At 63.6% G+C, this 24,865-nt stretch carries 35 protein-coding genes; all 35 read left to right on the top strand.

Annotation, left to right across the window (positions count from 1 at the left end):
- Positions 1-2: 2 nt before the first annotated feature.
- Entirely contained in the window at positions 3-344 is a 342-nt protein-coding gene (locus tag ACAX61_RS05865; RefSeq protein WP_370714916.1) for a DUF3140 domain-containing protein, read from the top strand.
- A gap of 30 nt (positions 345-374) precedes the next feature.
- The gene (locus tag ACAX61_RS05860; protein ID WP_370713849.1) at positions 375-1,658 is read left to right on the top strand and encodes a Xaa-Pro dipeptidase; all 1,284 of its coding nucleotides are present in this window, start codon (positions 375-377) and stop codon (positions 1,656-1,658) included.
- The gene (locus ACAX61_RS05855) at positions 1,655-2,632 is read left to right on the top strand and encodes an alpha/beta fold hydrolase (protein WP_370713848.1); all 978 of its coding nucleotides are present in this window, start codon (positions 1,655-1,657) and stop codon (positions 2,630-2,632) included. The genes ACAX61_RS05860 and ACAX61_RS05855 overlap by 4 nt, the downstream gene beginning before the upstream one ends.
- Before the next feature lie 197 nt (positions 2,633-2,829).
- Positions 2,830-3,201, top strand: coding sequence for a 30S ribosomal protein S12 (gene rpsL, locus ACAX61_RS05850; protein WP_093665944.1), 372 nt, complete (start codon positions 2,830-2,832; stop codon positions 3,199-3,201).
- 61 nt (positions 3,202-3,262) lie between these two features.
- Complete coding sequence (gene rpsG, locus ACAX61_RS05845; protein WP_370713847.1) at positions 3,263-3,733, top strand: 30S ribosomal protein S7; 471 nt, start codon at positions 3,263-3,265, stop codon at positions 3,731-3,733.
- 164 nt (positions 3,734-3,897) lie between these two features.
- A complete protein-coding gene (fusA, locus tag ACAX61_RS05840) occupies positions 3,898-5,991 on the top strand; it encodes an elongation factor G (RefSeq protein ID WP_370713846.1) in 2,094 nt (697 codons plus the stop codon).
- A 107-nt stretch (positions 5,992-6,098) separates the two neighbouring features.
- Entirely contained in the window at positions 6,099-7,289 is a 1,191-nt protein-coding gene (gene tuf, locus ACAX61_RS05835; RefSeq protein ID WP_370713845.1) for an elongation factor Tu, read from the top strand.
- Between the two features lie 187 nt (positions 7,290-7,476).
- Positions 7,477-7,785: a 30S ribosomal protein S10 gene (gene rpsJ, locus ACAX61_RS05830; RefSeq protein ID WP_007406109.1), complete on the top strand. Its 309-nt coding sequence runs from the start codon at positions 7,477-7,479 to the stop codon at positions 7,783-7,785.
- 291 nt (positions 7,786-8,076) lie between these two features.
- Positions 8,077-8,829, top strand: a complete 753-nt coding sequence (rplC, locus tag ACAX61_RS05825) for a 50S ribosomal protein L3 (protein WP_370713844.1) — start codon at positions 8,077-8,079, stop codon at positions 8,827-8,829.
- 2 nt (positions 8,830-8,831) lie between these two features.
- Positions 8,832-9,458: a 50S ribosomal protein L4 gene (rplD, locus tag ACAX61_RS05820; RefSeq protein ID WP_370713843.1), complete on the top strand. Its 627-nt coding sequence runs from the start codon at positions 8,832-8,834 to the stop codon at positions 9,456-9,458.
- A complete protein-coding gene (locus ACAX61_RS05815; RefSeq protein ID WP_370713842.1) occupies positions 9,451-9,768 on the top strand; it encodes a 50S ribosomal protein L23 in 318 nt (105 codons plus the stop codon). The genes rplD and ACAX61_RS05815 overlap by 8 nt, the downstream gene beginning before the upstream one ends.
- A gap of 2 nt (positions 9,769-9,770) precedes the next feature.
- Entirely contained in the window at positions 9,771-10,616 is an 846-nt protein-coding gene (gene rplB, locus ACAX61_RS05810) for a 50S ribosomal protein L2 (protein WP_370713841.1), read from the top strand.
- 5 nt (positions 10,617-10,621) lie between these two features.
- On the top strand, positions 10,622-10,900 hold the full coding sequence (gene rpsS / locus ACAX61_RS05805; RefSeq protein WP_325282534.1) for a 30S ribosomal protein S19: 279 nt from the start codon (positions 10,622-10,624) through the stop codon (positions 10,898-10,900).
- Complete coding sequence (gene rplV / locus ACAX61_RS05800) at positions 10,900-11,277, top strand: 50S ribosomal protein L22 (RefSeq protein WP_370713840.1); 378 nt, start codon at positions 10,900-10,902, stop codon at positions 11,275-11,277. Before rpsS ends, rplV begins: the two co-directional genes overlap by 1 nt.
- 3 nt (positions 11,278-11,280) lie before the next feature.
- Positions 11,281-11,991, top strand: coding sequence for a 30S ribosomal protein S3 (rpsC, locus tag ACAX61_RS05795; RefSeq protein WP_370713839.1), 711 nt, complete (start codon positions 11,281-11,283; stop codon positions 11,989-11,991).
- A 5-nt stretch (positions 11,992-11,996) separates the two neighbouring features.
- A complete protein-coding gene (gene rplP / locus ACAX61_RS05790; RefSeq protein ID WP_370713838.1) occupies positions 11,997-12,428 on the top strand; it encodes a 50S ribosomal protein L16 in 432 nt (143 codons plus the stop codon).
- Positions 12,429-12,431: 3 nt separating this feature from the next.
- Positions 12,432-12,635, top strand: coding sequence for a 50S ribosomal protein L29 (gene rpmC / locus ACAX61_RS05785; protein ID WP_370713837.1), 204 nt, complete (start codon positions 12,432-12,434; stop codon positions 12,633-12,635).
- A 13-nt stretch (positions 12,636-12,648) separates the two neighbouring features.
- Positions 12,649-12,927 (top strand): 30S ribosomal protein S17, encoded by a 279-nt coding sequence (gene rpsQ / locus ACAX61_RS05780; RefSeq protein ID WP_370713836.1) that lies wholly within the window; start codon positions 12,649-12,651, stop codon positions 12,925-12,927.
- Positions 12,928-13,005: 78 nt separating this feature from the next.
- On the top strand, positions 13,006-13,374 hold the full coding sequence (gene rplN, locus ACAX61_RS05775) for a 50S ribosomal protein L14 (protein WP_096343776.1): 369 nt from the start codon (positions 13,006-13,008) through the stop codon (positions 13,372-13,374).
- Entirely contained in the window at positions 13,374-13,691 is a 318-nt protein-coding gene (gene rplX / locus ACAX61_RS05770) for a 50S ribosomal protein L24 (protein ID WP_370713835.1), read from the top strand. The genes rplN and rplX overlap by 1 nt, the downstream gene beginning before the upstream one ends.
- Positions 13,684-14,268, top strand: coding sequence for a 50S ribosomal protein L5 (gene rplE, locus ACAX61_RS05765; RefSeq protein ID WP_370713834.1), 585 nt, complete (start codon positions 13,684-13,686; stop codon positions 14,266-14,268). Before rplX ends, rplE begins: the two co-directional genes overlap by 8 nt.
- A gap of 19 nt (positions 14,269-14,287) precedes the next feature.
- Positions 14,288-14,593 (top strand): 30S ribosomal protein S14, encoded by a 306-nt coding sequence (gene rpsN / locus ACAX61_RS05760; RefSeq protein ID WP_325282527.1) that lies wholly within the window; start codon positions 14,288-14,290, stop codon positions 14,591-14,593.
- A 12-nt stretch (positions 14,594-14,605) separates the two neighbouring features.
- Positions 14,606-15,001, top strand: coding sequence for a 30S ribosomal protein S8 (rpsH, locus tag ACAX61_RS05755; protein ID WP_370713833.1), 396 nt, complete (start codon positions 14,606-14,608; stop codon positions 14,999-15,001).
- Positions 15,001-15,534, top strand: a complete 534-nt coding sequence (gene rplF / locus ACAX61_RS05750; protein ID WP_370713832.1) for a 50S ribosomal protein L6 — start codon at positions 15,001-15,003, stop codon at positions 15,532-15,534. The genes rpsH and rplF overlap by 1 nt, the downstream gene beginning before the upstream one ends.
- Positions 15,534-15,890: a 50S ribosomal protein L18 gene (rplR, locus tag ACAX61_RS05745; protein WP_370713831.1), complete on the top strand. Its 357-nt coding sequence runs from the start codon at positions 15,534-15,536 to the stop codon at positions 15,888-15,890. The genes rplF and rplR overlap by 1 nt, the downstream gene beginning before the upstream one ends.
- Position 15,891: 1 nt before the next feature.
- Positions 15,892-16,602 carry a 30S ribosomal protein S5 gene (gene rpsE / locus ACAX61_RS05740; protein WP_370713830.1) on the top strand — a complete coding sequence of 237 codons (711 nt, stop codon included), beginning with the start codon at positions 15,892-15,894 and terminating at the stop codon, positions 16,600-16,602.
- 5 nt (positions 16,603-16,607) lie between these two features.
- The gene (gene rpmD / locus ACAX61_RS05735; RefSeq protein ID WP_370713829.1) at positions 16,608-16,784 is read left to right on the top strand and encodes a 50S ribosomal protein L30; all 177 of its coding nucleotides are present in this window, start codon (positions 16,608-16,610) and stop codon (positions 16,782-16,784) included.
- Positions 16,785-16,890: 106 nt separating this feature from the next.
- Positions 16,891-17,442 carry a 50S ribosomal protein L15 gene (gene rplO / locus ACAX61_RS05730; protein ID WP_370713828.1) on the top strand — a complete coding sequence of 184 codons (552 nt, stop codon included), beginning with the start codon at positions 16,891-16,893 and terminating at the stop codon, positions 17,440-17,442.
- A gap of 192 nt (positions 17,443-17,634) precedes the next feature.
- On the top strand, positions 17,635-19,008 hold the full coding sequence (secY, locus tag ACAX61_RS05725; protein WP_370713827.1) for a preprotein translocase subunit SecY: 1,374 nt from the start codon (positions 17,635-17,637) through the stop codon (positions 19,006-19,008).
- A 27-nt stretch (positions 19,009-19,035) separates the two neighbouring features.
- Complete coding sequence (locus ACAX61_RS05720) at positions 19,036-19,689, top strand: adenylate kinase (protein WP_370713826.1); 654 nt, start codon at positions 19,036-19,038, stop codon at positions 19,687-19,689.
- 240 nt (positions 19,690-19,929) lie between these two features.
- On the top strand, positions 19,930-20,298 hold the full coding sequence (gene rpsM, locus ACAX61_RS05715) for a 30S ribosomal protein S13 (RefSeq protein ID WP_370713825.1): 369 nt from the start codon (positions 19,930-19,932) through the stop codon (positions 20,296-20,298).
- 106 nt (positions 20,299-20,404) lie between these two features.
- Positions 20,405-20,794 (top strand): 30S ribosomal protein S11, encoded by a 390-nt coding sequence (gene rpsK / locus ACAX61_RS05710; RefSeq protein ID WP_066579261.1) that lies wholly within the window; start codon positions 20,405-20,407, stop codon positions 20,792-20,794.
- Positions 20,795-20,901: 107 nt separating this feature from the next.
- Positions 20,902-21,969, top strand: coding sequence for a DNA-directed RNA polymerase subunit alpha (locus ACAX61_RS05705; RefSeq protein ID WP_370713824.1), 1,068 nt, complete (start codon positions 20,902-20,904; stop codon positions 21,967-21,969).
- Between the two features lie 220 nt (positions 21,970-22,189).
- Complete coding sequence (gene rplQ / locus ACAX61_RS05700; protein WP_370713823.1) at positions 22,190-22,612, top strand: 50S ribosomal protein L17; 423 nt, start codon at positions 22,190-22,192, stop codon at positions 22,610-22,612.
- A gap of 84 nt (positions 22,613-22,696) precedes the next feature.
- Positions 22,697-24,847: a prolyl oligopeptidase family serine peptidase gene (locus ACAX61_RS05695; RefSeq protein ID WP_370713822.1), complete on the top strand. Its 2,151-nt coding sequence runs from the start codon at positions 22,697-22,699 to the stop codon at positions 24,845-24,847.
- Positions 24,848-24,865 lie beyond the last annotated feature (18 nt).

Below are 24,865 nucleotides of genomic sequence, written 5' to 3'. Positions count from 1 at the left end.
CGATGGAGGCGGAGGAGCAGGCGGCGATCCGCGCCGATTTCGCGGCGGTAGTGAATCTGGCGCCTGCCGAGATCGAGGCCTTTCTCGACACCGCCGAATCGAAGCGCGTCGGTGCCAAGGGTGACGCCGGCGGCGAAAGCGTCGGCCATCGCTCTGGCAGGCGCATCGTCGCCATTCGACGGACCAAGGTCGCGGATCTGTCCGACGCCGACTATGCCCATATGAAGAAGGTCATCGGATATGTCCGGCGCCATCTGGCACAGGGCGGCCCGGACGAGGATGTGGAACATTCCGACTGGCGCTATTCGCTGATGAACTGGGGTCATGATCCGCTCAAGGATTGACGCCCCGGCCCAGTGCGGCAAAGCAATCGCATGATCGCTCGCATCGCCGCTGTCGCCGCCCTTGTCTCCGCCGCACCCGCCATCGCGCAGCAGGGTGCTAACTCCGTCGTCATCACCGCCGACCGGATGGTCGATGTGGTGACGGGCCGGGTCATTGATCGCCCCGTGATCGTCGTGACCGACGGCCGCATCGTGTCGGTCGTGGGGGAGGGCACCGCCCGGCCCGCCATTCCGGCAGGCGCGCGGCGCATCGACCTGCCCGGCAAGACGCTGCTGCCCGGCCTGATCGACATGCACGTCCACCTGACCAGCAATCCGCGTTATGGTGGCTATACCGGGCTGCAATTCACCGACAGCTTCTGGGTGGCGCAGGCGGTGGGCAACGCGCAGCGCACCTTACAGGCCGGGTTCACGACCGTTCGCAATGTCGGTTCGGACAATTATGCCGATGTCGGGTTGAAGCAGGCGATCGAGGAAGGCTGGATCGACGGTCCGCGCATCGTGCCCGCCGCCTATGCGCTGGGCGCCACGGGCGGCCATTGCGACGAGACGTTCCTGCCGCCCTCCTATAACCGCAAGTCGCCTGCTGTTGCCGACAGCCCCGACGAACTGCGCCAGCGCGTGCGTGAGCAGCGCAAATATGGGGCGGAAGTGATCAAGGCCTGCGCGACGGGGGGCGTGTTCAGCCGCAACACCGAGCCCGGCGTCCAGCAGCTCCGCGCCGAGGAGTTGAAGGCCATCGCCGACGAGGCGCACTTCTGGAAGCTCAAGGCGGCCGCCCATGCCCATGGTGCCGACGGTATCCGCGCCGCGATCGAGGCGGGATTCGACACGATCGAGCATGTCAGCTTCATCGACGACGCCGGGATCAAGGCGGCCAAGGCGCGCGGTACGTTCCTGGGCTTCGACATCTACAACACCGAATATACCCTGGCAGAGGGGGAGAAGAACGGTGTCCTGCCGGAGAATATCGAGAAGGAACGCCGCGTCGGCACCCTCCAGCGTGAAAATTTCCGCAAGGCGGCACAGGCGGGCGCACGGATGATCTTCTCGACCGATGCGGGCATTTATCCACACGGCGATAATGCGCGACAGTTCAAGGTGATGGTCCGGTTCGGCCTGACGCCGATGCAGGCGATCCAGGCCGCAACGCTGAACGCGGCGGAAGCGCTGGGCCGCTCGGGCGATGTCGGCGCCATCGCGGTCGGGCGCTATGCCGACATTATCGCGGTGGAGGGCGACCCGTTGAGCGACATCGCCGTGCTTGAGCGCGTCAGCGACGTGATCAAGGGCGGGGAGCCGGTCGCGAAATGAGCCTGCTGGCCGCGCTCGCACTGGTTCAGGCGGGCGTCGGCCCGGTGCCCGAACTGGGCGCCAATCTTGAGCGCTTCGACTATCCTTTCGCGGTTGATCGGCTGTCCGTCCCCGTCGGGGCCGAAACGGCGCAGATGGCGTTTATGGACGTGCGGCCTGACCGCCCTAATGGCCGCACAATCGTTCTGCTGCACGGCAAGAATTTTTGCGGCGCGACCTGGGAAGCCGCCGCGCGGATGCTGGTCGCACGTGGTTGGCGCGTGCTGATCCCCGACCGGATCGGCTTCTGTAAATCGGACAAGCCCGCATCGGCGCAATATACGCTGGCGGGGCTCGCCGCGAACACCGCGCGACTGATGAAAGCGCGCGGTATCGAGCGGGCGGTGATCGTCGGCCATTCGATGGGCGGAATGCTGGCGGCGCGCTTTGCGATCGATCATCCGACGCTGACCGAGCGACTGGTAATGGTCAACCCGCTGGGCCTGGCCGACCGGGCGGGGGAGGGGGTGCCCTACCGCCCGCTCAGCGACCTGATCGCGGATGAGCGCAAGACGGATGCCGCCTCGATCAAGGCGTATCAGCGCGCCAATTATTATCACGGCGACTGGCGCCCGGAATATGATCGCTGGGTGCAGATGCTGGCGGGGCAATATGCCGGGGCGGGCCTTGAAACGGTGGCGACCGCGCAGGCCAAGACCAGCGAGATGATCTTTACCCAGCCCGTCATCCAGCATTTCGGGCGCATCAAGGCGCCGACGACGGTGATCGTCGGGACGCTCGACACAACCGTCTTCGCCAAGCGCCAGGCGCCGCCCGCATTGCGCGAGTCTCTGAAGCCGATTCCGGGGGTTGCCCCCGCAGCGGTCGCGCGCATTCCCGGTGCGCGGCTGGTTCGGCTGGAAGGGCTCGGCCATTCACCGCAGGTGGAGGCGCCCGATCGCTTCCACGCCGCGCTGCTCGCCACGCTGGACTGAACCGGGCCGCTGTTGACCGTCCGCCCGCGCGGGCGTATAGGCCCGCCGGTTCGTATCGGGAGACTGTGATTCCCGCTGCGACAAGCGCTGAACGTTGCTGGAGACGTCAAAGGCCTGGGCGCGCGCGTCCGGGTCGTTTTCGTATTCTCTCGTGAATGGCTCCAGCAAAGTAACCACATCGAAAGGTGAAGGGCTTCATGCCGACGATCAACCAGCTGGTCCGCAAGGGCCGCGAACCGCAGAAGGCCAAGTCAAAGGTCCCTGCGATGGAGCAGAACCCGCAAAAGCGCGGTGTCTGCACGCGCGTTTACACGACGACGCCGAAGAAGCCGAACTCGGCACTTCGCAAGGTGGCCAAGGTTCGCCTGACCAACCAGCGCGAAGTCATCTCGTACATCCCGGGCGAAGGCCACAACCTGCAGGAGCACTCGGTCGTGCTCATCCGCGGCGGCCGTGTGCGCGACTTGCCGGGCGTTCGCTATCACGTCCTTCGCGGCGTGCTCGATACGCAGGGCGTCAAGAACCGCAAGCAGAGCCGTTCGAAGTACGGCGCGAAGCGTCCCAAGTAAGCAGCCATAGTAGGCCCCGGACAGGTTCCGGACCCGCCGAAGTTCTAGAAGGAAGTCAGAGATGGCACGTCGTCGTCGTCCCGAAAAGCGGGAAATCCTGCCTGATCCCAAGTTCGGAGATCAGGTTCTGTCGAAGTTCATGAACAGCGTCATGCTGGACGGCAAGAAGGCCGTTGCAGAAGGCATCGTCTATTCGGCGCTCGACACTGTCGAAGCGCGCGCCAAGCGCGATCCGATCGGCGTTTTTCATGATGCGCTGAACAACATCAAGCCGGGCATCGAGGTCCGCAGCCGCCGCGTCGGTGGTGCGACCTACCAGGTTCCCGTCGAGGTGCGTCCCGAGCGCGCTCAGGCGCTGGCGATCCGCTGGCTGATCGCGTCGGCTCGCAACCGTAGCGAAAACACCATGTCGGCGCGCCTGTCGGGCGAACTGATGGATGCCGCGAACAATCGTGGCAACGCGGTGAAGAAGCGCGAGGACACGCACCGCATGGCGGAAGCGAACCGGGCCTTCTCGCACTACCGCTGGTAACCTATATCGGGGGCGAGGCTTCGGCTTCGCCCCCACCGCCGTCGGTTTTGGGATGCATCTGATCGCGTCGCGCGAGCGGATGGCTACACAGACCGCACGGATGGGGTTAAAGGCCCCCGAAATTCAATCCGCACCCGCCGTCTATCGGCACCAGGAGTAAGATCATGGCCCGCAGCCATCCGCTCGAGCGCTATCGCAACATCGGCATCATGGCGCATATCGACGCCGGCAAGACGACGACGACCGAGCGCATCCTTTACTACACCGGCAAGTCCTACAAGATCGGCGAAGTGCACGAAGGCACCGCGACGATGGACTGGATGGAGCAGGAGCAGGAGCGCGGCATCACGATCACGTCGGCTGCAACGACGTGCAAGTGGCGTGCGGACGAGGGTAAGGGCGAAGAGCACCTTATCAACATCATCGACACGCCGGGCCACGTCGACTTCACCATCGAAGTCGAGCGTTCGCTGCGCGTGCTGGACGGCGCGGTTGCGTGCTTCGACGGCGTTGCCGGCGTTGAGCCGCAGTCGGAAACCGTGTGGCGTCAGGCTGACAAGTACGGCGTGCCGCGCATGTGCTTCGTCAACAAGCTGGACCGCACCGGCGCCGATTTCTATTTCTGCGTGCAGTCGATCATCGATCGTCTGGGCGCCAAGCCGGCCGTGCTTTATCTGCCGATCGGCATCGAGGGCGGGTTCAAGGGCCTCGTCGATCTGGTCGAGAACCGCGCGATCATCTGGCTTGAGGAAAGCCTGGGCGCGAAGTTCGAATATCAGCCGATCCCCGACGACCTGGCCGAAAAGGCCGCGAAGTATCGCAGCGACCTGATCGAACTCGCCGTCGAGCAGGACGACGAGGCGATGGAAGCGTATCTCGAGGGCAACGAGCCCGACGCTGCCACGCTCAAGAAGCTGATCCGCAAGGGCACGCTGAACATGTCGTTCGTGCCGGTGGTCTGCGGTTCGGCGTTCAAGAACAAGGGCGTGCAGCCCCTGCTCGACGCCGTGGTCGACTATCTGCCCAGCCCGCTCGACGTCCCTGCGATCAAGGGCGTGAAGCTGGACGGCGAAACGCCGGACGAGCGTCCTTCGTCGGACCAGGCGCCGTTCTCGGCGCTGGCGTTCAAGATCATGAACGATCCGTTCGTCGGCACGCTGACCTTCGCTCGCATCTATTCGGGTATCCTGACCAAGGGCGGCTACCTGAACTCGGTGAAGGACAAGAAGGAAAAGATCGGCCGTATGCTGCTGATGCATGCGAACAGCCGTGAGGACATCGAGGAAGCGCGGGCAGGCGACATCGTCGCGATCGCGGGTCTGAAGGAAACGACGACCGGTGACACGCTGTGCGATCCGGCGAACCCGATCATTCTGGAGCGGATGGAATTCCCTGAGCCCGTGATCGAGCTGTCGGTCGAGCCGAAGACCAAGGCTGACCAGGAAAAGATGGGCCTCGCGCTCAATCGCCTTGCCGCAGAGGATCCTTCGTTCCGCGTTTCGACCGATCACGAATCGGGCCAGACGATCATCAAGGGCATGGGTGAGCTTCACCTCGAAATCCTTGTCGATCGCATGAAGCGCGAGTTCAAGGTCGAGGCGAACGTCGGCGCGCCGCAGGTGGCTTACCGCGAATATCTCGGCAAGAAGGTCGACATCGACTATACCCACAAGAAGCAGTCGGGTGGTTCGGGTCAGTTCGGTCGCGTCAAGGTGACCGTGGTGCCTGGCGAGCGTGGTTCGGGCTTCCAGTTCTTTGACGAGATCAAGGGCGGCAACATCCCGCGCGAATATATCCCGTCGGTTGAAAAGGGCTTCCGCGAGACCGCCGAGACGGGTTCGCTGATCGGCTTCCCGATCATCGACTTCGAGGTTCACCTGACCGACGGTGCGTACCACGACGTCGACTCGTCGGCGCTGGCGTTCGAAATCTGTGCCCGCGGTGCGATGCGCGAGGCGGCTCAGAAGTCGGGCATCAAGCTGCTCGAGCCGGTGATGAAGGTTGAGGTTGTGACGCCCGAGGATTATCTGGGCGACGTGATCGGCGACATGAACTCGCGTCGTGGTCAGATCCAGGGCACCGACACGCGCGGTAATGCTCAGGCTGTGACGGCAATGGTGCCGCTGGCGAACATGTTCGGTTATGTGAACCAACTGCGCTCGTTCACGCAGGGCCGCGCGAGCTACTCGATGCAGTTCAGCCACTATGAAGAGGTGCCCGCCAACGTCGCCGAGGAAGTCAAGGCGAAGATGGCGTAACCAGCTCGGCGCGGAAGCGCTGGCATTCTTTAAAATCAGCCGCTATGGGGCCGCCTTCTCGCGAGTCCCCATCGTGGCCGGGAAATCGAATCAGAAGGTAGGGAAACATGGCGAAGGCAAAGTTTGAGCGGAACAAGCCGCACCTCAACATCGGCACCATCGGTCACGTCGACCATGGCAAGACGTCGCTGACGGCTGCGATCACCAAGGTCCTGGCGGAAACCGGTGGCGGCGTCGCCGTCGACTTCGCCAACATCGACAAGGCGCCCGAAGAGCGTGAGCGCGGCATCACCATCTCGACCGCGCACGTCGAGTATGAGACGGCCAACCGTCACTATGCGCACGTCGACTGCCCCGGCCACGCCGACTATGTGAAGAACATGATCACCGGCGCGGCGCAGATGGACGGCGCGATCCTGGTCGTTTCGGCCACCGACGGCCCGATGCCGCAGACCAAGGAGCACATCCTGCTCGCCAAGCAGGTCGGCGTTCCCACCATGGTCGTCTTCCTCAACAAGGTCGACATGGTCGACGACGAGGAAATCCTCGAGCTGGTCGAGATGGAAATCCGCGAAGAGCTCTCCAAGCGTGAGTTCGACGGCGACAACATTCCGATCATCCGTGGTTCGGCGCTTGCCGCTCTGGAAGACAGCGACAAGAAGCTGGGTCACGAAGCGATCTTGGCGCTCATGGCTGCCGTCGACGAATCGATCCCCGAGCCGGATCGTCCGCTCGACAAGCCCTTCATGATGCCGATCGAAGACGTGTTCTCGATTTCGGGCCGTGGTACGGTTGTGACCGGCCGCGTCGAGACCGGCATCGTCAAGGTTGGTGAAGAAGTCGAGATCGTCGGCATTCACGACACCCGCAAGACCACCGTCACGGGCGTCGAAATGTTCCGCAAGCTGCTCGACCAGGGCCAGGCTGGCGATAACGTCGGTGCGCTGCTGCGCGGCGTCGGCCGTGAAGACGTCGAGCGCGGCCAGGTTCTGGCCAAGCCCGGCTCGATCACGCCGCACACCGAGTTCCAGTCGGAAGTGTACGTGCTGTCGAAGGACGAAGGTGGCCGTCACACGCCGTTCTTCGGCAACTATCGTCCGCAGTTCTACTTCCGTACGACGGACGTGACCGGCACGATCGAGCTGCCCGAGGGCACCGAGATGGTCATGCCGGGCGACAACGTCGCTCTGGGCGTCAAGCTCATCGCGCCGATCGCAATGGACGTTGGCCAGCGCTTCACCATTCGCGAAGGCGGTCGTACCGTCGGCGCAGGGGTTGTCAGCGCCATCGCGAAGTAATATAGGCGCAAGCCTTGATCGTCGGCGGGCTTGCTCGCCGACGAATATGGAAGCGGCCGAACCGGCAACGGTTCGGCCGTTGCCTTTTAATGAGGGTGCCGCGCTTCGGTGCGGACCCATTTCGTTAGTCGCGTAGAAACAGCACGAGCTCCGGCAACGGGCCCGCTCTTTCGCATTGGTAGGGAATATGGACAGCAACATCCGCATCCGCCTTAAGGCGTTCGATCATCGCGTGCTCGACCAGGCGACCGGCGATATCGCCGACACCGCCCGACGTACCGGCGCGCTTATCCGTGGCCCCATTCCCCTGCCGACGCGCATTGAGAAGTTCACGGTCAACCGTGGCCCTCACATCGACAAGAAGTCGCGTGAGCAGTTTGAAGTCCGCACCTACAAGCGCATGCTGGACATCGTTCAGCCGACGCCGCAGACCGTCGACGCACTGATGAAGCTCGACCTCGCCGCAGGCGTTGACGTCGAGATCAAGCTGGCGTAAAGGCGCCACTTCTCAAGCGAGACGAGATTCGGCCCTTTTCCCAGTGGTGATTCGCTCACCCCATGAAAAAGGGCCTTGCTCCCCGGTCGCAGGATCGGGTGAGCCGCGAGGTTTGTGACCTCAGATATTTGGGATACCGCCGGCGGCCTTCGGGTTGCCGGGTCAGCGTCCCCCGTCACGTCCGGTTCGCCGGACATCCAGCCCGGGACGGGGCCGCTTTAAAATCAATTGGGTTGGCCACGCCCGCGCCGGAATCAACCGTCGCGGGCCTCTGTATAGGAGCAACAGGTCATGCGCACTGGCGTGATCGCGAAGAAAATGGGGATGACCCGCCTGTTCCAGGACGACGGCCGCCATGTGCCCGTTACCGTTCTGGCGCTTGAGGGCGTTCAGGTGGTCGCACACCGCACCGCCGACCGTGATGGCTATGTCGCGCTGCAGATCGGCGCGGGTTCGGCCAAGGCGAAGAACGTCGCCAAGCCGCAGCGCGGCCACTTCGGCAAGGCCGAAGTCGAGCTGAAGTCGCAGCTTTGCGAATTCCGCGTCGCCGAAGATGCGATGGTGGATGTTGGTGCCGAAATCGGCGCCGACCACTTTGTCGCCGGCCAGCTGGTCGATGTTTCGGGTCGCACGCAGGGCAAGGGCTTCGCCGGCGCCATGAAGCGTTGGGGCTTCGGCGGTCTGCGCGCTACCCACGGTGTGTCGCTGAGCCACCGTTCGCACGGTTCGACCGGTAACCGCCAGGATCCGGGCAAGGTCTTCAAGAACAAGAAGATGGCCGGTCACATGGGCGACCGCGAGCGGACCCAGCAGAATCTCGAAATCGTGTCGACCGACGTCGAGCGCGGTCTGCTGTTCGTCAAGGGTTCGGTTCCCGGTCACAAGGGTGCGTGGCTGATCGTCAAGGACGCGGTCAAGGTCGCGCGCCACAAGGATGCGCCCTATCCCGCCGGCCTGCGTCAGGTCGCCAACAACAACGATGCCGCTGCCGACACGCCCGCCGAGGGTGAGGCGCCTGCGGCCACCGAAGGCCAGGAGGGCTGAACGTGAAGGTCAAGGTTCAAACCCTCGACGCCGCCGACAAGGGCGAGATCGAGCTGAACGACACCGTTTTCGGGATCGAGCCGCGTGCGGACATCCTGCACCGTGTCGTCACCTGGCAGCTGCACAACCGCCGCGGCACCGCCCGCCCGACGCGTGAGCGTTCGGACGTGGCCCGCACCGGCAAGAAGTTCGGCCGTCAGAAGGGTGGCGGTACCGCCCGTCACGGCGATCGCCGCGCTCCGGTTTTCATCGGTGGTGGTAAGGCGCACGGTGCCCGTCTTCGCGAGTTCGAGTCGAGCCTCAACAAGAAGGTTCGTCAGCTCGGTCTCAAGATGGCGCTGTCGACCCATGCTGCTGCGGGTACGCTGATCGTGCTCGACGACCTCAAGGTCGCCGATGCCAAGACCAAGGCGATGACCGGCACGCTGGCGAAGCTCGGCTTCGGCAAGACGGCGCTGGTGATTGACGGCGAGGCGGTCGAGAACGGCTTCGCGCTGGCGACCCGCAACCTGTCGGGCGTGAACGTCCTGCCGGCGGTCGGCGCGAATGTTTACGACATTCTGAAGCATGACACGCTGGTGCTGACGCGCGCAGCTGTCGAGAAGCTGGAGGCGCGCTTCAATGGCTAAGAAGGGCAAGACGGCGATCGACGCGCGTCATTATGACGTGATCGTCGCCCCGCACATCACCGAAAAGGCGACGCTTGTCAGCGAAGCCAACGCGGTGGTGTTCAAGGTCGCGAACGACGCAACCAAGCCGCAGATCAAGGCGGCTGTTGAGGCGCTGTTCGACGTGTCGGTTCTGGGCGTCAACACGATCGTCCAGAAGGGCAAGACCAAGCGCTGGAAGGGTGTTCCCTACAAGCGCACGGACATCAAGAAGGCGATCGTGACGCTCAAGGACGGCGATTCGATCGACGTCACGCAGGGGGTCAACTGACCATGGCGCTGAAGAACTATAATCCGACGTCGCCGGCGCGTCGCGGTCTGATCCTGGTCGACCGCTCGGCGCTGCACAAGGGCGGCCCGCTCAAGGCGCTGACCGAAGGCAAGCGCAAGACCGGCGGCCGCAACAACAAGGGTCACGTGACCTCGCGCGGTATCGCGGGCGGCCACAAGCAGCGTTATCGCATCGTCGATTTCAAGCGCCGCAAGTGGGACGTTGAGGGTACGGTCGTTCGTCTGGAATACGACCCCAACCGCACGGCGTTCATCGCACTGGTGAACTACGGCACCGAAGAGGCGCCGGACTTCGCCTATATCCTGGCGCCGCAGCGTCTTCAGCCGGGTGACAAGGTCATCGCGGGCAAGAAGACCGACGTGAAGCCGGGCAACGCGATGGAACTGGGTCAGATGCCGGTCGGCACCATCGTCCACAATGTGGAGATGAAGCCGGGCAAGGGCGGTCAGATCGCACGTTCGGCCGGCACCTATGTGCAGGTCGTGGGTCGCGACCGCGGGATGGTGATCGTTCGCCTGAACTCGGGCGAGCAGCGTTACATCCGTAGCGATTGCATGGCGACCGTTGGCGCGGTGTCGAACCCCGACAACGGCAACACCAACCTTGCCAAGGCTGGCCGCAACCGCTGGCTGGGCAAGCGCCCGCTGACGCGCGGCGTTGCCAAGAACCCGGTCGATCACCCGCATGGCGGTGGTGAAGGCCGGACCTCGGGTGGCCGTCATCCGGTCACGCCCTGGGGCAAGCCGACCAAGGGTGCTCGCACCCGCCACAACAAGGCGACGGACAAGTTTATCATCCGTAGCCGCCACGCGAAGAAGAAGGGCTAACCGCAATGGCTCGTTCGGTTTGGAAAGGTCCGTTCGTGGAGCTCAGCCTTCTGAAGAAGGCAGAGGCCGCGCATGACGCCGGTGGTCGCGGTGGCCCGATCAAGACGTGGTCGCGCCGCTCGACGATCCTGCCGTCGTTCGTGGGCCTGACGTTCAACGTCTACAACGGCCGCAAGTTCGTGCCGGTGTCGGTCAACGAAGAAATGGTCGGTATGAAGCTGGGTGAATTCGCGCCGACGCGCTTCTTCCCCGGCCACGCCGCCGACAAGAAGGGCAAGCGCTGATGAGCAAGCAGAAAGCTCCGCGTCGCGTCGCCGATAACGAGGCGCTGTCGGTCGGCACGCAGATCCGTGGTTCGGCTCAGAAGCTGAGCCTGGTCGCCGGTCTGATCCGCGGCCAGAAGGCTGGCGATGCGATGAACATCCTCACCTTCTCGAAGAAGGCGATGGCCGAGGACGCGCGCAAGGTGCTGGCGTCGGCAATCGCCAACGCCGAGAACAACCACAATCTCGACGTCGACGCACTGGTCGTCGCCGAAGCGAGCGTGGGCAAGTCGATCACGATGAAGCGGTTCCACACGCGTGGCCGCGGCAAGTCGACGCGCATCCTCAAGCCGTTCTCGCGGCTGCGGATCGTCGTCCGCGAAGTGCAGGAGGCCTGATCCATGGGTCACAAGAGCAATCCCATCGGTCTGCGCCTGCAGATCAACCGCACCTGGGACAGCCGCTGGTTCGCCGAGGGCGCTGACTATGGCCGTCTTCTGCTGGAGGATCTCAAGATCCGCCAGTACATCATGAAGACGCTGAAGCAGGCCGCGATCAGCAAGGTCGTGATCGAGCGTCCGGCCAAGCTGTGCCGCATCTCGATCTATGCCGCTCGTCCGGGCGTCATCATCGGCAAGAAGGGCGCGGACATCGAAAAGCTTCGCAAGAAGCTGGGCTCGATGACCGCATCGGACGTGTCGCTGAACATCGTCGAAATCCGCAAGCCGGAAGTCGATGCCCGCCTCGTGGCTCAGGGCATCGCCGACCAGCTGGAGCGCCGTATCGCGTTCCGTCGCGCCATGAAGCGTGCGGTTCAGTCGGCGATGCGTCTCGGCGCCGAGGGCATCCGCATCAACTGCGGCGGCCGTCTGGGCGGCGCGGAAATCGCGCGGACCGAGTGGTATCGCGAAGGCCGCGTTCCGCTGCACACGCTGCGCGCGAACATCGACCATGCTGAGGCTGAGGCTCACACCGCTTATGGCGTGTGCGGCGTCAAGGTGTGGATCTTCAAGGGCGAAATCCTCGGGCACGACCCGCTGGCTACCGATCGCCTGAACCTGGAATCGCAGACCTCGGGCGTGCGCCCGGCGCGCGACGACCGTAGGAACTAAGACCGATGCTGCAACCAAAGCGCACCAAGTTCCGCAAGGCCTTCAAGGGCCGGATCAAGGGCGAGGCCAAGGGTGGCGCGACCTTGAACTTCGGCGCCTATGGCCTGAAGGCGATGGAGCCGGAGCGGATTACCGCCCGTCAGATCGAAGCGGCTCGCCGCGCGATCACGCGTCACATCAAGCGCCAGGGCCGCTTGTGGATCCGCGTGTTCCCCGATCTCCCCGTTTCGTCGAAGCCGGCCGAAGTCCGCATGGGCTCGGGCAAGGGCGCCCCTGAATATTGGGCGGCGCGCGTGAAGCCCGGCCGTATTCTGTTCGAGCTGGACGGTGTTCCCGGTCCGCTCGCGGCGGAAGCGTTCGAGCGTGCGGCGATGAAGCTGCCGATCAAGACCAAGGTCGTGGCGCGCCTCGGCGACACGTCGCACCTGGAGGGCTAATCAATGACCAAGGCAAGTGATCTGCGCGCCAAGAGCGACGATCAGCTGACCGAAGAGCTGGGCAATCTGAAGCGCGAGGCGTTCAACCTTCGTTTTCAGGCGGCGACGAGCCAGCTCGAAAAGTCGAGCCGCGTTCGTGAAGTGCGTCGCGACATCGCACGCATCAAGACGCTGCAGACCGAGCGTTCGCGCTCGGACGCGAAGTAAGAAAGGGACCGACATGCCGAAGCGTGTGCTGACCGGGATGATCGTCTCGGACAAGACCGACAAGACGGTGGTCGTCAGCGTGGAGCGGAAGGTCAAGCACCCGCTCTACGGCAAGATCATCCGTCGCTCGAAGAAGTATCATGCCCATGACGAGGGCAATGAGTATCGCGAGGGCGAGACCGTGCGGATCGAAGAGACCGCGCCGATCTCGAAGCTCAAGACCTGGAAGGTGATCGCACGGGTCAACACCCATGCGACTCCGGAAGAGGTCGCGGCGGAAGCCGGCGCGTAAGGGCTGCCGCCGGTTCGCCGGCGGTTGTTTCAAGGCGGGGTTGGGTCGGTATCCACCCCAGAGAGAAGGAACGGATCAATGATCCAAATGCAGTCCAACCTGGACGTTGCTGACAACAGCGGCGCCAAGCGGGTTCAGTGCATCAAGGTGCTGGGTGGCTCGAAGCGCCGCACGGCGGGCGTGGGCGACGTCATCGTCGTCAGCGTCAAGGAAGCAGCTCCGCGCGGTCGCGTGAAGAAGGGCGACGTTCATCGCGCCGTCATCGTTCGCACCCGCAAGGATATCCGCCGCGCCGATGGCTCGGTCATCCGCTTCGACGGCAATGCCGCGGTGCTCGTGAACAAGAACGAGGAGCCGATCGGCACCCGTATCTTTGGCCCGGTCGTGCGTGAACTGCGCGGCAAGGGTTACATGAAGATCATCTCGCTCGCGCCGGAGGTGCTGTAATGGCTGCCGCCAAGATCAAGAAGGGCGACAAGGTCGTCGTCCTGTCGGGCAAGGACAAGGGCAAGACCGGTGAGGTCGTCCGTTCGATGCCGCGTGAAGACAAGGTCGTCGTTGCCGGCGTGAACGTGGCCGTGCGCCACAAGAAGCCGACCCAGGCCGCGCCGCAGGGCGGGCTTGAGCGTTCGGAAGCGCCGCTGCACGTGTCCAAGGTCGCGCACGTCACTGCCGACGGCAAGCCGACGCGCGTCCGTTTTGAAATCCGCGACGGCAAGAAGGTTCGTGTCGCCGCCAAGACCGGGGATGTCATCAATGGCTGACACCTACACCCCGCGCCTCCGCAAGCTGTACGACGAGTCGATCGCCAAGGCGATGACCGAGAAGTTCGGCTACAAGAACGCGCTTGAAGTGCCTCGCATCGAGAAGATCGTCCTGAACATGGGCGTGGGCGAAGCGACGCAGGACAAAAAGAAGGTCGATCAGGCCGCTTCCGAAATGGAGCTGATCGCTGGCCAGAAGCCGGTTGTCACGCGCGCCAAGAAGTCGATCGCACAGTTCAAGCTGCGTGAAGGCATGCCGATCGGCGTCAAGGTCACGCTCCGTCGTGAGCGCATGTACGAATTCCTCGACCGTTTCGTCACGATCGCGCTGCCGCGCGTCCGCGACTTTCGCGGTCTCAACCCGAAGAGCTTCGACGGCCGCGGCAACTATGCCTGCGGTATCAAGGAGCAGATCATTTTCCCCGAGATCAACTATGACCGCATCGACAAGGTGCGCGGCATGGACGTGATCGTCACCACGACCGCGAAGACCGACGATGAAGCACGTGAGCTTCTGCGTCTGTTCGGCTTCCCGTTCCCCCAGGCGGCGGACGATGAAGCAAAGCAAGCGGCGTAAGGAAGGAAGAACTTAAGTCATGGCGAAACTGAGTTCTGTGAACAAGAACGAGAAGCGTCGCAAGATGGTCGCGAAGTATGCGCCCAAGTATGCGAAGCTCAAGGCGATTGCGAACGACGAGTCGCTCGACGAGACCGAGCGTCTCATCGCGCGCCTGAAGATGGCGGAGCTGCCGCGCAACGGCAATCCGACGCGTATTCGCAACCGTTGCGAACTGACCGGCCGCCCGCGCGGCTATTACCGCAAGTTCCGTCTTGCTCGCGTCATGCTGCGTGATCTGGCCAACAAGGGCCTGATCCCCGGTGTCACCAAGTCGAGCTGGTAAGGGATCCAGAAGATGGCATTGACCGATCCCCTGGGTGACATGCTCACCCGCATCCGCAACGGCCAGCGCGCGCGCAAGGACTCGGTCCTGACGCCTGCGTCGAAGCTGCGGGTCCGTGTGCTCGACGTGCTTCAGCGCGAGGGCTATATCCGTGGCTACAGCGAAGAGCAGATGGGCCCCGCGGCCGGCATCCGCATCGAGCTGAAGTATTTCGAAGGCCAGCCGGCAATCAAGCATGTGGCGCGCGTCTCCAAGCCGGGTCGCCGCGTGTACAGCGGTTCGCAGGAACTGCCCAAGGTCCGCAACGGTCTGGGCATCACGATTGTCTCGACGCCGAACGGCGTTCTGTCCGACGCCGAAGCGCGCGAGCAGAATGTTGGCGGCGAAGTGCTGGCGGAGGTGTTCTGATGAGCCGCATCGGCAAGAAGCCGGTCAGCGTCCCTTCGGGCGTCTCGGCGAACATCGCGAGCGGCCAGCTCAGCGTGAAGGGTCCTAAGGGCACCCTCACCATGCCGCTGGCTGACGACATCAAGTATGAAACCGTCGATGGTGGCATTTCGGTGCAGCCGGCGAACGAGACCAAGCGCGCTCGCGCGTTCTGGGGCATGCAGCGTACGCTGGTCCAGAACCTGGTCACGGGTGTTTCGGAAGGCTTCACCAAGAAGTTGCTGATCACCGGTGTCGGCTATCGTGCCAGCACGCAGGGCAAGACGCTCAAGCTGCAGCTCGGCTACAGCCACGACGTCAATTTCGACATCCCCGAGGGTATCGAAATCAAGACGCCCGATCAGACGACGATCGAGATCTCCGGCATCGACAAGCAGAAGGTCGGTCAGGTCGCCGCTGAGATCCGCCGCTGGCGCAAGCCCGAGCCCTACAAGGGCAAGGGTATCAAGTACGCCGACGAGTTCATCTTCCGCAAGGAAGGGAAGAAGAAGTAATGAGCAAGGGTCTCTCTCTCTTCGAGAAGCGGCGTCGCCGCAATCGCACCGCGCTGCGCGCGCGGGCCGGTGGTCGTCCGCGTCTGTCGGTGCATCGCTCGGGCCGGCATATCTATGCCCAGGTGATCGACGACACCGAAGGCAAGACGCTGGCTTCGGCGTCGAGCCTGGTCAAGGACGGCAAGGGCCAGTTGGGCGCCACCACCGAGGCTGCGGCCGATGTGGGCAAGCGTCTGGCCGAAGCGGCCAAGGCGGCCGGGGTGACGCAGGTCGTGTTCGACCGTGGCGGCTTCCTCTATCATGGTCGCGTCAAGGCGCTGGCGGATGCCGCGCGTGAAGGCGGATTGGAGTTCTAAGATGGCGGACGAGAACAACCAGACCGAGACCCCGGTCGAGGCGACCGCGCCGGAAGCGAACACCGGTGCGCCGCGCGGCGGTCGTGGCGGTCGGGGCCGTGGCCCCGGCGGCGACAATCGCGGCCGTGGCGGTCGTGACGGCAACCGTGGTCGTCGCGACGACCGCAACCGCGACGACGGTGGTGAAGAGCTGATCGAAAAGCTCGTGCACATCAACCGCGTGTCCAAGACGGTCAAGGGCGGCAAGCGCTTCGGCTTTGCGGCGCTGGTCGTCGTGGGCGACGGCAAGGGCCGTGTCGGCTTTGGTCATGGCAAGGCGCGCGAAGTGCCGGAAGCCATCAGCAAGGCGACGGCTTCGGCCAAGAAGAAGATGATCCGCGTGCCGCTGCGCGAGGGTCGGACCCTTCACCATGACGGTCGCGGTCACTTCGGTGCCGGCAACGTCTATGTCCGTTCGGCGCCGTCGGGTACGGGCATCATCGCCGGCGGTCCGATGCGCGCCGTGTTCGAGAGCCTTGGCGTCGCCGACGTGGTGACCAAGTCGACCGGCACGTCGAACCCCTACAACATGATCCGCGCCACGTTCGAGGCCCTTGGCGAGCAGACCTCGCCCAAGGCCGTCGCACAGCGTCGCGGCAAGAAGATTGCCGACCTGCTCGGCCGTGGCGGTTCGCAGACCGCCGAGGCCGACGCCGCGGCGATCGTGGAGTAAATCCCATGGCGACGATCAAGGTGACGCAGACGGGTTCGCCCATCCGCCGGACCAAGGACCAGCGCGCGACGCTGGTCGGCCTGGGCCTCAACAAGATGCACAAGACGGTCGAGCTGGAAGACACCCCTGCGGTGCGCGGCATGATCCAGAAGGTGCATCACATGGTGTCGGTCGAGGACTGATCCTCGATTTGACATGACAGAATGAGGGAAGGGGGCTAACGGCCCCCTTCCTGATTTGAACCATCCGTCTTTTTTGGCGCGAACATAGCGAAAGCGAGTGCAAGACATGAAACTGAACGACATCCGCGACAACAAGGGCGCCCGCAAGGAGCGCGTGCGCGTCGGCCGTGGCATCGGCTCGGGCCTGGGCAAGACTGCCGGTCGCGGTCAGAAGGGTGCGAAGGCGCGCTCGGGCGTCGCAATCAACGGCTTTGAGGGCGGTCAGATGCCGCTCCACATGCGTCTGCCGAAGCGCGGCTTCAACAACCCGTTCGCCAAGGACTATGCCGAGATCAATCTCGGCGCGCTGCAGAAGGCGGTCGATGCGGGCAAGCTGGACACCGGCGCGACGCTGGACCAGGCGGCGCTGAACGCAGCCGGTCTGACGCGCGGCGGTACCGACGGCGTGCGCGTGCTGGGCAAGGGCGAACTGACCGCCAAGCTGAACCTGAAGGTTGCCGGCGTGTCGAAGGGCGCGCGTGAGGCTATTGAAAAGGCCGGCGGTTCGGTCGAAGTGATCGAGGTTGTTCCGGCAGCCGAAAAGGCGGCGGCGAAGAAGGGCAAGGCCCGCGCCGAGCGCCTGGCCGACAAGGACGCCAAGCAGAAGGCCAAGGCCTGACGCAAGCGGGGAGGGTGCCGGGACGGTGCCTTCCCCCTTTTGCCATTCCGCCGGTTCGATGGCGGTTGGCCGGGCGCGCGTTCGCGGGTCGATTGCCCATCCGCGCATTAGACATCGCCGCCCTACCGCTTATATGCACGTCCGACGTGGGCGATAGTTCCGCCCGCACTGATTTCCGGGACAGACGACGACATGGCATCCGCAGCCGACAATCTTGCTACCAGCATCAGCCTGTCGAAATTCGGCAAGGCGACCGAGTTGAAGAAGCGGCTCTGGTTCACGCTGGGCGCGCTCATCATCTTCCGCATGCTGAGCTATGTACCGCTGCCGGGTGTCGACCCGACTCAGCTCAACCTGCTGGCGCAGCAGACGCAGGGCGGCGTCATGGATTTCTTCAACACCTTCTCGGGCGGTGCGCTTGAGCGGATGTCGATCATCGCGCTGGGCGTCATGCCCTATATCACCGCGTCGATCGTCGTTCAGCTCGCGACATCCCTGTCGCCGCAGCTCGCGGCGATCAAGAAGGAAGGGGAGAGCGGTCGCAAGCGGCTGAACCAGTATACCCGCTACGGCACCGTCGCGCTGACCGCGATCCAGGGTTGGTTTATCGCCGTCGGCCTTGAAGCGTTCGGCGCTTCGGCCGGTGCGCAGGCTGTGGTCGAGCCGGGCATGCTGTTCCGGGTTGGTGCGGTTATCTCGCTGATCGGCGGCACCATGTTCCTGATGTGGCTGGGTGAGCAGATCACCAGCCGGGGCATCGGCAACGGCATTTCGCTGATCATCATGGCCGGCATCGTCGCGCATCTGCCGACAACGCTGGTCCAGTTGTTCGAGGGCAGCCGCACCGGGACGGTCGATCCCGTTCGTCTGGTTGGCATTATTGTCGCGGTGGCGGCCCTTGTCCTGTTCATCTGTTTCATGGAGCGCGCCCAGCGCCGCATCCTGATCCAGTATCCCAAGCGTCAGACCGCGCGCGGCGTCCAGGCCGAGCGCAGCCACCTGCCGCTCAAGATCAACACCGCGGGCGTGATTCCCCCGATCTTTGCCTCGTCGCTGCTGCTGATGCCGCTGACGATCAGCCAGTTCGCTGGCCAGAGCGTTTCAGCGGCCAATGGTGGCTGGTGGAACGATGCGATGATCGGGCTGAACCAGTATCTGACGCATGGCAGCCCGGTTTACATGGCGCTCTATGCCGCGGGCATCATCTTCTTCTCGTTCTTCTACACCGCCGTCGTCTTCAATCCGGAAGAGACCGCCGAGAACCTGAAGCGCTATGGCGGCTTCATTCCCGGCATCCGTCCCGGCAAGAATACCGAGGCGTATTTCGATTATGTGCTGACCCGTATCACGGTGATCGGCGCGGCCTATTTGACGATCATCTGCCTGCTGCCGGAATATCTGGTGTCGGCGCTCAGCATTCCCTTCTACCTTGGTGGGACTAGCCTGCTGATCGTCGTCAACGTAACCATGGACACGGTGACGCAGATTCAGTCGCACCTGCTGGCGCATCAATATGGCGACCTGATCAAAAAGGCCAAGCTGAAGGGCGGCCGCGCGCGCCACTAAGGCGTGCGTGTATTGGAGGGGGTAACGATGGACATCATCCTTCTAGGCCCGCCCGGCGCGGGCAAGGGCACCCAGGCGAGCCGCCTGGTTGCGGAGCGCGGCATGGTGCAACTGTCGACGGGTGACATGCTGCGCGCCGCGGTCAAGGCGGGTACGCCAACAGGCTTGCAGGCCAAGGCCGTTATGGAAGCGGGCCAGCTGGTATCGGATGAGATCGTGTCGGGCATCATCGGCGAACGGCTCGATGAACTGGGCGCTGGGCCAGGGCTGATCTTCGACGGATACCCGCGCACGGCGGCGCAGGCGGCGTCGCTGGACGAACTGCTCGAGGCGCGCGGGCGGAAGCTCGACTATGTGATCGAGCTGGTCGTCGACGAAGATGCGCTGGTCGAGCGGATCACCGGCCGCTTCACCTGCGCCCAGTGCGGCGAGGGATATCACGATCAGTTCAAGCAGCCAGCGGTTGCCGGGGTCTGCGACGTGTGCGGATCGACTGAGTTCAAGCGTCGTCCCGACGACAATGCGGAGACGGTTCGCACCCGCATGGCCGAATATCGCGCCAAGACCGCGCCTATCCTGCCCCATTATGAGGCCAAAGGCTTGGTGAAGCGGATCGACGGCATGGCGGACATCGCACATGTGACGGCGGCGATTGAGACAATCCTTGACGGTCGCGGCTGACGGGCGGCGGGATGCGCGCGAAGCACGCGCCATCCTGCACTTTGTTCCACGCCTTTGCGCTTGACAGCGCGCGACTCGCTTGACAGGCGCCGCGGCTCGCCCTAACTGACGCGACTTCCGAAACTGCGGTGGACCGGCGGCGCGAATCGCGACTGCCGCTGTCGTGCGTTTCGGGCCAACGCGAAGAGATGACGGGCGTGCTGCCATGCCGTTCGTTGTGGAGCTGGGAGAAAAAAGTTCATGGCTCGTATTGCGGGTGTCAACATCCCGACCAACAAGCGCGTCGTTATCGCGCTTCAGTATATCCACGGCATCGGTCCGGCCAAGGCCAAGGAAATCACCGAGAAGCTGGCGATCGCGGCGGAACGTCGCGTGCAGGACCTGTCCGACCAGGAAGTGCTTCAGATTCGCGAGGCGATTGACGCTGGTTACACCGTCGAGGGTGATCTTCGTCGCGAGACCGCGATGAACATCAAGCGCCTGATGGACCTGGCTTGCTATCGCGGCTTGCGTCACCGCAAGGGCCTCCCGGTCCGCGGTCAGCGCACGCACACCAACGCGCGCACCCGGAAGGGCAAGGCGAAGCCGATCGCGGGTAAGAAGAAGTAATTTCGGTCCTTCGGGGCCGATCATGCTTCTTATCCGCCGGGGCGGGCGTGTGGCGGACAGCCCGCCGGCCCCTGCATCACGATACTAAGGTCAGGATAGCAATCCAATGGCACAAGCACCGCAGCGCCTTCGCCGTCGCGAGCGCAAGAACATCACCGCCGGCGTCGCGCATGTGAACGCCAGCTTCAACAACACCATGATCACCATCACCGACGCCCAGGGCAATGCGATTTCGTGGTCCTCGGCAGGCATGATGGGCTTCAAGGGCAGCCGCAAGTCGACCCCCTATGCAGCGCAGGTCGCAGCAGAGGATGCGGGCCGCAAGGCTGCCGAGCACGGCGTTCGCACACTGGAAGTCGAGGTAAAGGGTCCGGGTTCGGGTCGCGAGTCGGCGCTTCGCGCGCTGCAGGCGGTCGGGTTCCAGATCACGTCGATCCGCGACGTGACTTCGATCCCGCACAACGGCGTCCGTCCGTCGAAGCGTCGTCGCGTCTGATTTGATTATCGTGTCGCGCGGCGGCCCGTGGCTTCGTGCCCGTGCCGTCGCGCGACGCCGCGTTTCGGCGGGAAGCGCCCCGTTCCCGCCCAACTCAGGGGAAGCCCGTGTCTGTCAACGCAAAGAACTGGCAGGAACTCAAGAAGCCCAATGGCCTCGAAAAGAAGTCGGGCGGCGATTCTAAGCGGAAGGCGACGTTCGTTGCCGAGCCGCTGGAGCGTGGCTTCGGCCTGACGCTCGGGAACGCGCTGCGCCGCGTGCTGCTGTCGTCGCTTCAGGGTGCCGCCGTCACGTCGATCAAGATCGAGAACGTCCTGCACGAGTTCAGCTCGCTGACGGGTGTTCGCGAAGACGTCACCGACATCGTGCTCAACGTCAAACAGATCGCCATCCGCATGCAGGGCGAAGGTCCGAAGCGGCTTCAGCTGTCGGCCACCGGTCCGGCAGAGGTCAAGGCTGGCGACATCGCTGTGTCGGGCGATATCGAGGTGATGAACCCCGAACTCGTGCTGTGCCATCTGGATGACGGCGCGACGCTGAACATGGAACTGACCGCCGACACGGGCAAGGGCTATGTCCCTGCCACGGCCAACCGTCCGGCTGATGCGCCGATCGGTCTTATCCCGGTCGACGCGCTGTATTCGCCGGTCCGTCAGGTCAGCTACAAGGTCGAGAACACCCGCGTCGGGCAGGAGCTGGATTACGACAAGCTGACGCTCACGGTTGAAACCGATGGCACCGTCAGCCCGGACGACGCGCTCGCTTATGCGGCGCGGATCCTTCAGGACCAGCTGTCGCTGTTCGTCCACTTCGACGATTCGGCGATGACCCGCGCCGCCCCGGTTGCCACGGGCGGCATCGCGGCACCCGCAGCCGAAGCGCCGGGCGATACCGCCGCGATCAACCGCAACCTCCTCAAGAAGGTGGACGAGCTGGAGCTTTCGGTCCGTTCGGCCAACTGCCTCAAGAACGACAACATCATCTATATCGGCGATTTGGTTCAGAAGACCGAGGCGGAGATGCTGCGCACGCCGAATTTCGGCCGCAAGTCGCTCAACGAGATCAAGGAAGTGCTGTCGGGCATGGGTCTGCGCCTTGGTATGGAAATACCGGGCTGGCCGCCCGAGAATATCGAGGAAATGGCCAAGAAGCTCGAACAGGAAATCATGGGCTGAGCCGTACGCGGGTAGCGTTGCTTCCCGCGAGACGGTGGCAGCCCGGCCGGCGGGTCGGCGTGGCGACCCGTTCGACGATGCGGCTTTGCCGGGCCGTGACACTCCGTAGCCTCAGCGGGCTGGAGCGCGGTTGAAGAAGGCGAAGGGTGGCGGCCTGAGACGGCCACCTGGCTCGGGGTTCCGTAAGACGGCCCCCTGACGAACGAAGAAGGAAGATCACATGCGTCATAAATATGGTGGCCGTAAGCTGCAGCGTACCTCGGCCCATCGGACCGCGCTGTTCCGCAACATGTCGGCGGCACTCATCAAGCACGAGCAGATCACCACGACCGTTGCCAAGGCGAAGGAACTTCGTCCCTATGTCGAAAAGCTGGTGACGCTGGCCAAGAAGGGTGGGTTGTCGAACCGTCGTCTGGCCCATGCTCGTCTGCTGGACGATGCGCAGCTGGTGAAGTTGTTCGACGTTCTGGCCGCGCGCTATGCCGATCGTAACGGCGGTTACACCCGCATCATCAAGGCCGGTCCTCGCGCTTCGGACGCGGCGCCAATGGCGATCATCGAATTTGTTGATCGCGACGTGTCGGCCAAGGGTCAGGATTCGGGCCCGGTGATGACCGAAGAGGATTTCGACGAAGCGGCCTGATCGCTCGTTCGACACCGATGCTTGCAAGGAAGGCCGCATCCCGTCAGGGTGCGGCCTTTCTCGTTTCATCGGAGACCAGTTTCGATGCGTCGCGCGCTTGCCCTCTTGCCGCTGCTGTTTGCGGCCCCCATCCATGCCATGGACGATCCCAAGACGGAGACGCGCAACACCGTGGCCGCCCCCATTGCATATCCCGAAACCGAAAAGGTCCGCGTGACCGACGAACTGTTCGGCCAGAAGATCGCTGATCCCTATCGCTGGCTTGAAAACGACGTTCGCAACGATCCCAAGGTCGCTGCTTGGGTTACCGCCCAGAATGAAGTGACCGACGCCTATCTGGCCACGTTGCCGGGGCGCGCGGCGTTCAAGGCACGTCTGACCGAACTGTTCGATTATGAGCGGTTCGGGGTGCCGGAGAAGAAGGGCGGCCGCTATTTCTACAGTCGCAATTCGGGGCTTCAGAATCAGGCAGTGCTGTATGTGCGCGACAGCCTGAACGGCGAGGGGCGCGTGCTGATCGACCCCAATGGCTGGTCGAAGGATGGTGCGACGGCGCTGAGCGAATATTCCCCTTCGCAGGATGGCAAGCGGCTTGCTTACGGCATTCAGGACGGCGGATCTGACTGGCGTACGGTACGCGTGCTGGACGTCGACAGCGGCAAGGTGCTGCCCGACGAGGTCAAGTGGGTGAAGTTCTCGAACCTCGCTTGGGCCAAGGACGGGTCGGGTTTCTATTATTCGCGCTTCCCCGCACCGGCGGCAGAACAGCAGTTTCAGGCGCTGAATGAAAACCAGGCGGTCTATTTCCACAAGCTGGGCACGGCGCAGGACGCCGATCAGCTAATTTATTCGACGCCTGAAACCCCACGGCGCGGCCATTTTGCAGAAGTCAGCGACGATGGCCGCTATCTGGTCGTGACGACGACCGAGGGCACCGACAATCGTTACGAGATCACGTTGATCGACCTGACGACGCCGGGGGCAAAGCCGATCAAGCTGGTTCCGGGGCTTGAGAATGAATGGAGCTATGCCGGCAATCGCGGCACGACATTCTATTGGCTGACCAACAAGGATGCGCCGCGTTCGCGCGTCGTGGCGATGGACATCGCCAACCCGTCCGCCATTCGCGACGTGGTGCCGCAGGACCAGGCTGTGCTGGAAAGCGCACGGACGATCGCAGGCGAACTGGTGCTGTCCTATCTGGTCGACGCCAAAAGCGAGGTGCGCCGCTATTCCCCTGACGGCCAGATGCTCGGCAAGGTCGCGCTGCCCGGCATCGGCACGGTCGCCGGCATCTCGGGCGATGCCGACGATGCGGAGGCATTTTACGCCTTCACCAGCTTCAACGTGCCGACAACCATCTATCGTTATGATGCAAAGGCTGACCGCGCCGATGCGTGGGCAACGCCCAAGGTCGCGTTCGATCCTTCGCGCTATGCCGTCGAACAGCGTTTCTACAATTCGAAGGACGGCACGCGGGTGCCGATGTTTGTGGTGCGGCGCAAGGACGTGACCGGGCCGGCGCCGACGGTGCTGTGGGGCTATGGCGGGTTCAACATCAGCTACACTCCCGCTTTCTCATCGGCCCGGATCGCCTGGCTGGAGCAGGGCGGTGTCTTCGCGCTCGCCAACATTCGCGGCGGTGGCGAATATGGCAAGGCGTGGCACGATGGCGGACGGCTTGCCAACAAGCAGAATGTGTTCGACGACTTCATCGCGGCGGGCGAATATCTGATCGCGCAGGGCGTGACGAAGAAGGACGGTCTGGCCGTTCAGGGCGGCTCGAACGGCGGCCTCTTGGTGGGCGCTGTCGTCAACCAGCGTCCTGACCTGTTCGCTGCGGCGCTGCCTGCCGTGGGCGTCATGGACATGCTGCGTTTCGACCGGTTCACTGCCGGGCGCTACTGGGTGGACGATTACGGCTATCCGTCCAAGGCGGAGGATTTCAAAATCCTGCGCACCTATTCGCCATATCACAATGTCCAGTCGGGCAAGACCTATCCGGCGATCCTGGCGACGACGGCGGATACCGACGACCGCGTGGTGCCGGGGCACACGTTCAAATATACCGCGATGCTTCAGGCGTCGGACATCGGGCCCAAGCCGCATCTGGTCCGCATCGAAACGCGCGCGGGACATGGTTCCGGCAAGCCGACCGACAAGATCATCGAAGAAACCGCCGACCTTTACGCCTTTGCGGCCAGGTGGACGGGTCTTGAGGTGAAGGCACCATAACGATCGTGCGGGGAAGGG

This window comes from Sphingomonas sp. IW22 (assembly GCF_041321155.1).
Classification (GTDB): Bacteria; Pseudomonadota; Alphaproteobacteria; order Sphingomonadales; family Sphingomonadaceae; genus Sphingomonas.
The sequence above is the reverse complement of the archived record's forward strand: the minus strand, read 5'-3'. Positions and strand labels throughout refer to the sequence as shown.

Excerpts from the sequence above, each read along its gene's own strand:
- ACAX61_RS05865 (WP_370714916.1), top strand. The coding sequence starts at position 3 with ATGGAGGCGGAGGAGCAGGCGGCGATCCGCGCCGATTTCGCGGCGGTA.
- ACAX61_RS05860 (WP_370713849.1), top strand. The coding sequence starts at position 375 with ATGATCGCTCGCATCGCCGCTGTCGCCGCCCTTGTCTCCGCCGCACCC.
- ACAX61_RS05855 (WP_370713848.1), top strand. The coding sequence starts at position 1,655 with ATGAGCCTGCTGGCCGCGCTCGCACTGGTTCAGGCGGGCGTCGGCCCG.
- rpsL (WP_093665944.1), top strand. The coding sequence starts at position 2,830 with ATGCCGACGATCAACCAGCTGGTCCGCAAGGGCCGCGAACCGCAGAAG.
- rpsG (WP_370713847.1), top strand. The coding sequence starts at position 3,263 with ATGGCACGTCGTCGTCGTCCCGAAAAGCGGGAAATCCTGCCTGATCCC.
- fusA (WP_370713846.1), top strand. The coding sequence starts at position 3,898 with ATGGCCCGCAGCCATCCGCTCGAGCGCTATCGCAACATCGGCATCATG.
- tuf (WP_370713845.1), top strand. The coding sequence starts at position 6,099 with ATGGCGAAGGCAAAGTTTGAGCGGAACAAGCCGCACCTCAACATCGGC.
- rpsJ (WP_007406109.1), top strand. The coding sequence starts at position 7,477 with ATGGACAGCAACATCCGCATCCGCCTTAAGGCGTTCGATCATCGCGTG.
- rplC (WP_370713844.1), top strand. The coding sequence starts at position 8,077 with ATGCGCACTGGCGTGATCGCGAAGAAAATGGGGATGACCCGCCTGTTC.
- ACAX61_RS05815 (WP_370713842.1), top strand. The coding sequence starts at position 9,451 with ATGGCTAAGAAGGGCAAGACGGCGATCGACGCGCGTCATTATGACGTG.
- rplB (WP_370713841.1), top strand. The coding sequence starts at position 9,771 with ATGGCGCTGAAGAACTATAATCCGACGTCGCCGGCGCGTCGCGGTCTG.
- rpsS (WP_325282534.1), top strand. The coding sequence starts at position 10,622 with ATGGCTCGTTCGGTTTGGAAAGGTCCGTTCGTGGAGCTCAGCCTTCTG.
- rplV (WP_370713840.1), top strand. The coding sequence starts at position 10,900 with ATGAGCAAGCAGAAAGCTCCGCGTCGCGTCGCCGATAACGAGGCGCTG.
- rpsC (WP_370713839.1), top strand. The coding sequence starts at position 11,281 with ATGGGTCACAAGAGCAATCCCATCGGTCTGCGCCTGCAGATCAACCGC.
- rplP (WP_370713838.1), top strand. The coding sequence starts at position 11,997 with ATGCTGCAACCAAAGCGCACCAAGTTCCGCAAGGCCTTCAAGGGCCGG.
- rpmC (WP_370713837.1), top strand. The coding sequence starts at position 12,432 with ATGACCAAGGCAAGTGATCTGCGCGCCAAGAGCGACGATCAGCTGACC.
- rpsQ (WP_370713836.1), top strand. The coding sequence starts at position 12,649 with ATGCCGAAGCGTGTGCTGACCGGGATGATCGTCTCGGACAAGACCGAC.
- rplN (WP_096343776.1), top strand. The coding sequence starts at position 13,006 with ATGATCCAAATGCAGTCCAACCTGGACGTTGCTGACAACAGCGGCGCC.
- rplX (WP_370713835.1), top strand. The coding sequence starts at position 13,374 with ATGGCTGCCGCCAAGATCAAGAAGGGCGACAAGGTCGTCGTCCTGTCG.
- rplE (WP_370713834.1), top strand. The coding sequence starts at position 13,684 with ATGGCTGACACCTACACCCCGCGCCTCCGCAAGCTGTACGACGAGTCG.
- rpsN (WP_325282527.1), top strand. The coding sequence starts at position 14,288 with ATGGCGAAACTGAGTTCTGTGAACAAGAACGAGAAGCGTCGCAAGATG.
- rpsH (WP_370713833.1), top strand. The coding sequence starts at position 14,606 with ATGGCATTGACCGATCCCCTGGGTGACATGCTCACCCGCATCCGCAAC.
- rplF (WP_370713832.1), top strand. The coding sequence starts at position 15,001 with ATGAGCCGCATCGGCAAGAAGCCGGTCAGCGTCCCTTCGGGCGTCTCG.
- rplR (WP_370713831.1), top strand. The coding sequence starts at position 15,534 with ATGAGCAAGGGTCTCTCTCTCTTCGAGAAGCGGCGTCGCCGCAATCGC.
- rpsE (WP_370713830.1), top strand. The coding sequence starts at position 15,892 with ATGGCGGACGAGAACAACCAGACCGAGACCCCGGTCGAGGCGACCGCG.
- rpmD (WP_370713829.1), top strand. The coding sequence starts at position 16,608 with ATGGCGACGATCAAGGTGACGCAGACGGGTTCGCCCATCCGCCGGACC.
- rplO (WP_370713828.1), top strand. The coding sequence starts at position 16,891 with ATGAAACTGAACGACATCCGCGACAACAAGGGCGCCCGCAAGGAGCGC.
- secY (WP_370713827.1), top strand. The coding sequence starts at position 17,635 with ATGGCATCCGCAGCCGACAATCTTGCTACCAGCATCAGCCTGTCGAAA.
- ACAX61_RS05720 (WP_370713826.1), top strand. The coding sequence starts at position 19,036 with ATGGACATCATCCTTCTAGGCCCGCCCGGCGCGGGCAAGGGCACCCAG.
- rpsM (WP_370713825.1), top strand. The coding sequence starts at position 19,930 with ATGGCTCGTATTGCGGGTGTCAACATCCCGACCAACAAGCGCGTCGTT.
- rpsK (WP_066579261.1), top strand. The coding sequence starts at position 20,405 with ATGGCACAAGCACCGCAGCGCCTTCGCCGTCGCGAGCGCAAGAACATC.
- rplQ (WP_370713823.1), top strand. The coding sequence starts at position 22,190 with ATGCGTCATAAATATGGTGGCCGTAAGCTGCAGCGTACCTCGGCCCAT.
- ACAX61_RS05695 (WP_370713822.1), top strand. The coding sequence starts at position 22,697 with ATGCGTCGCGCGCTTGCCCTCTTGCCGCTGCTGTTTGCGGCCCCCATC.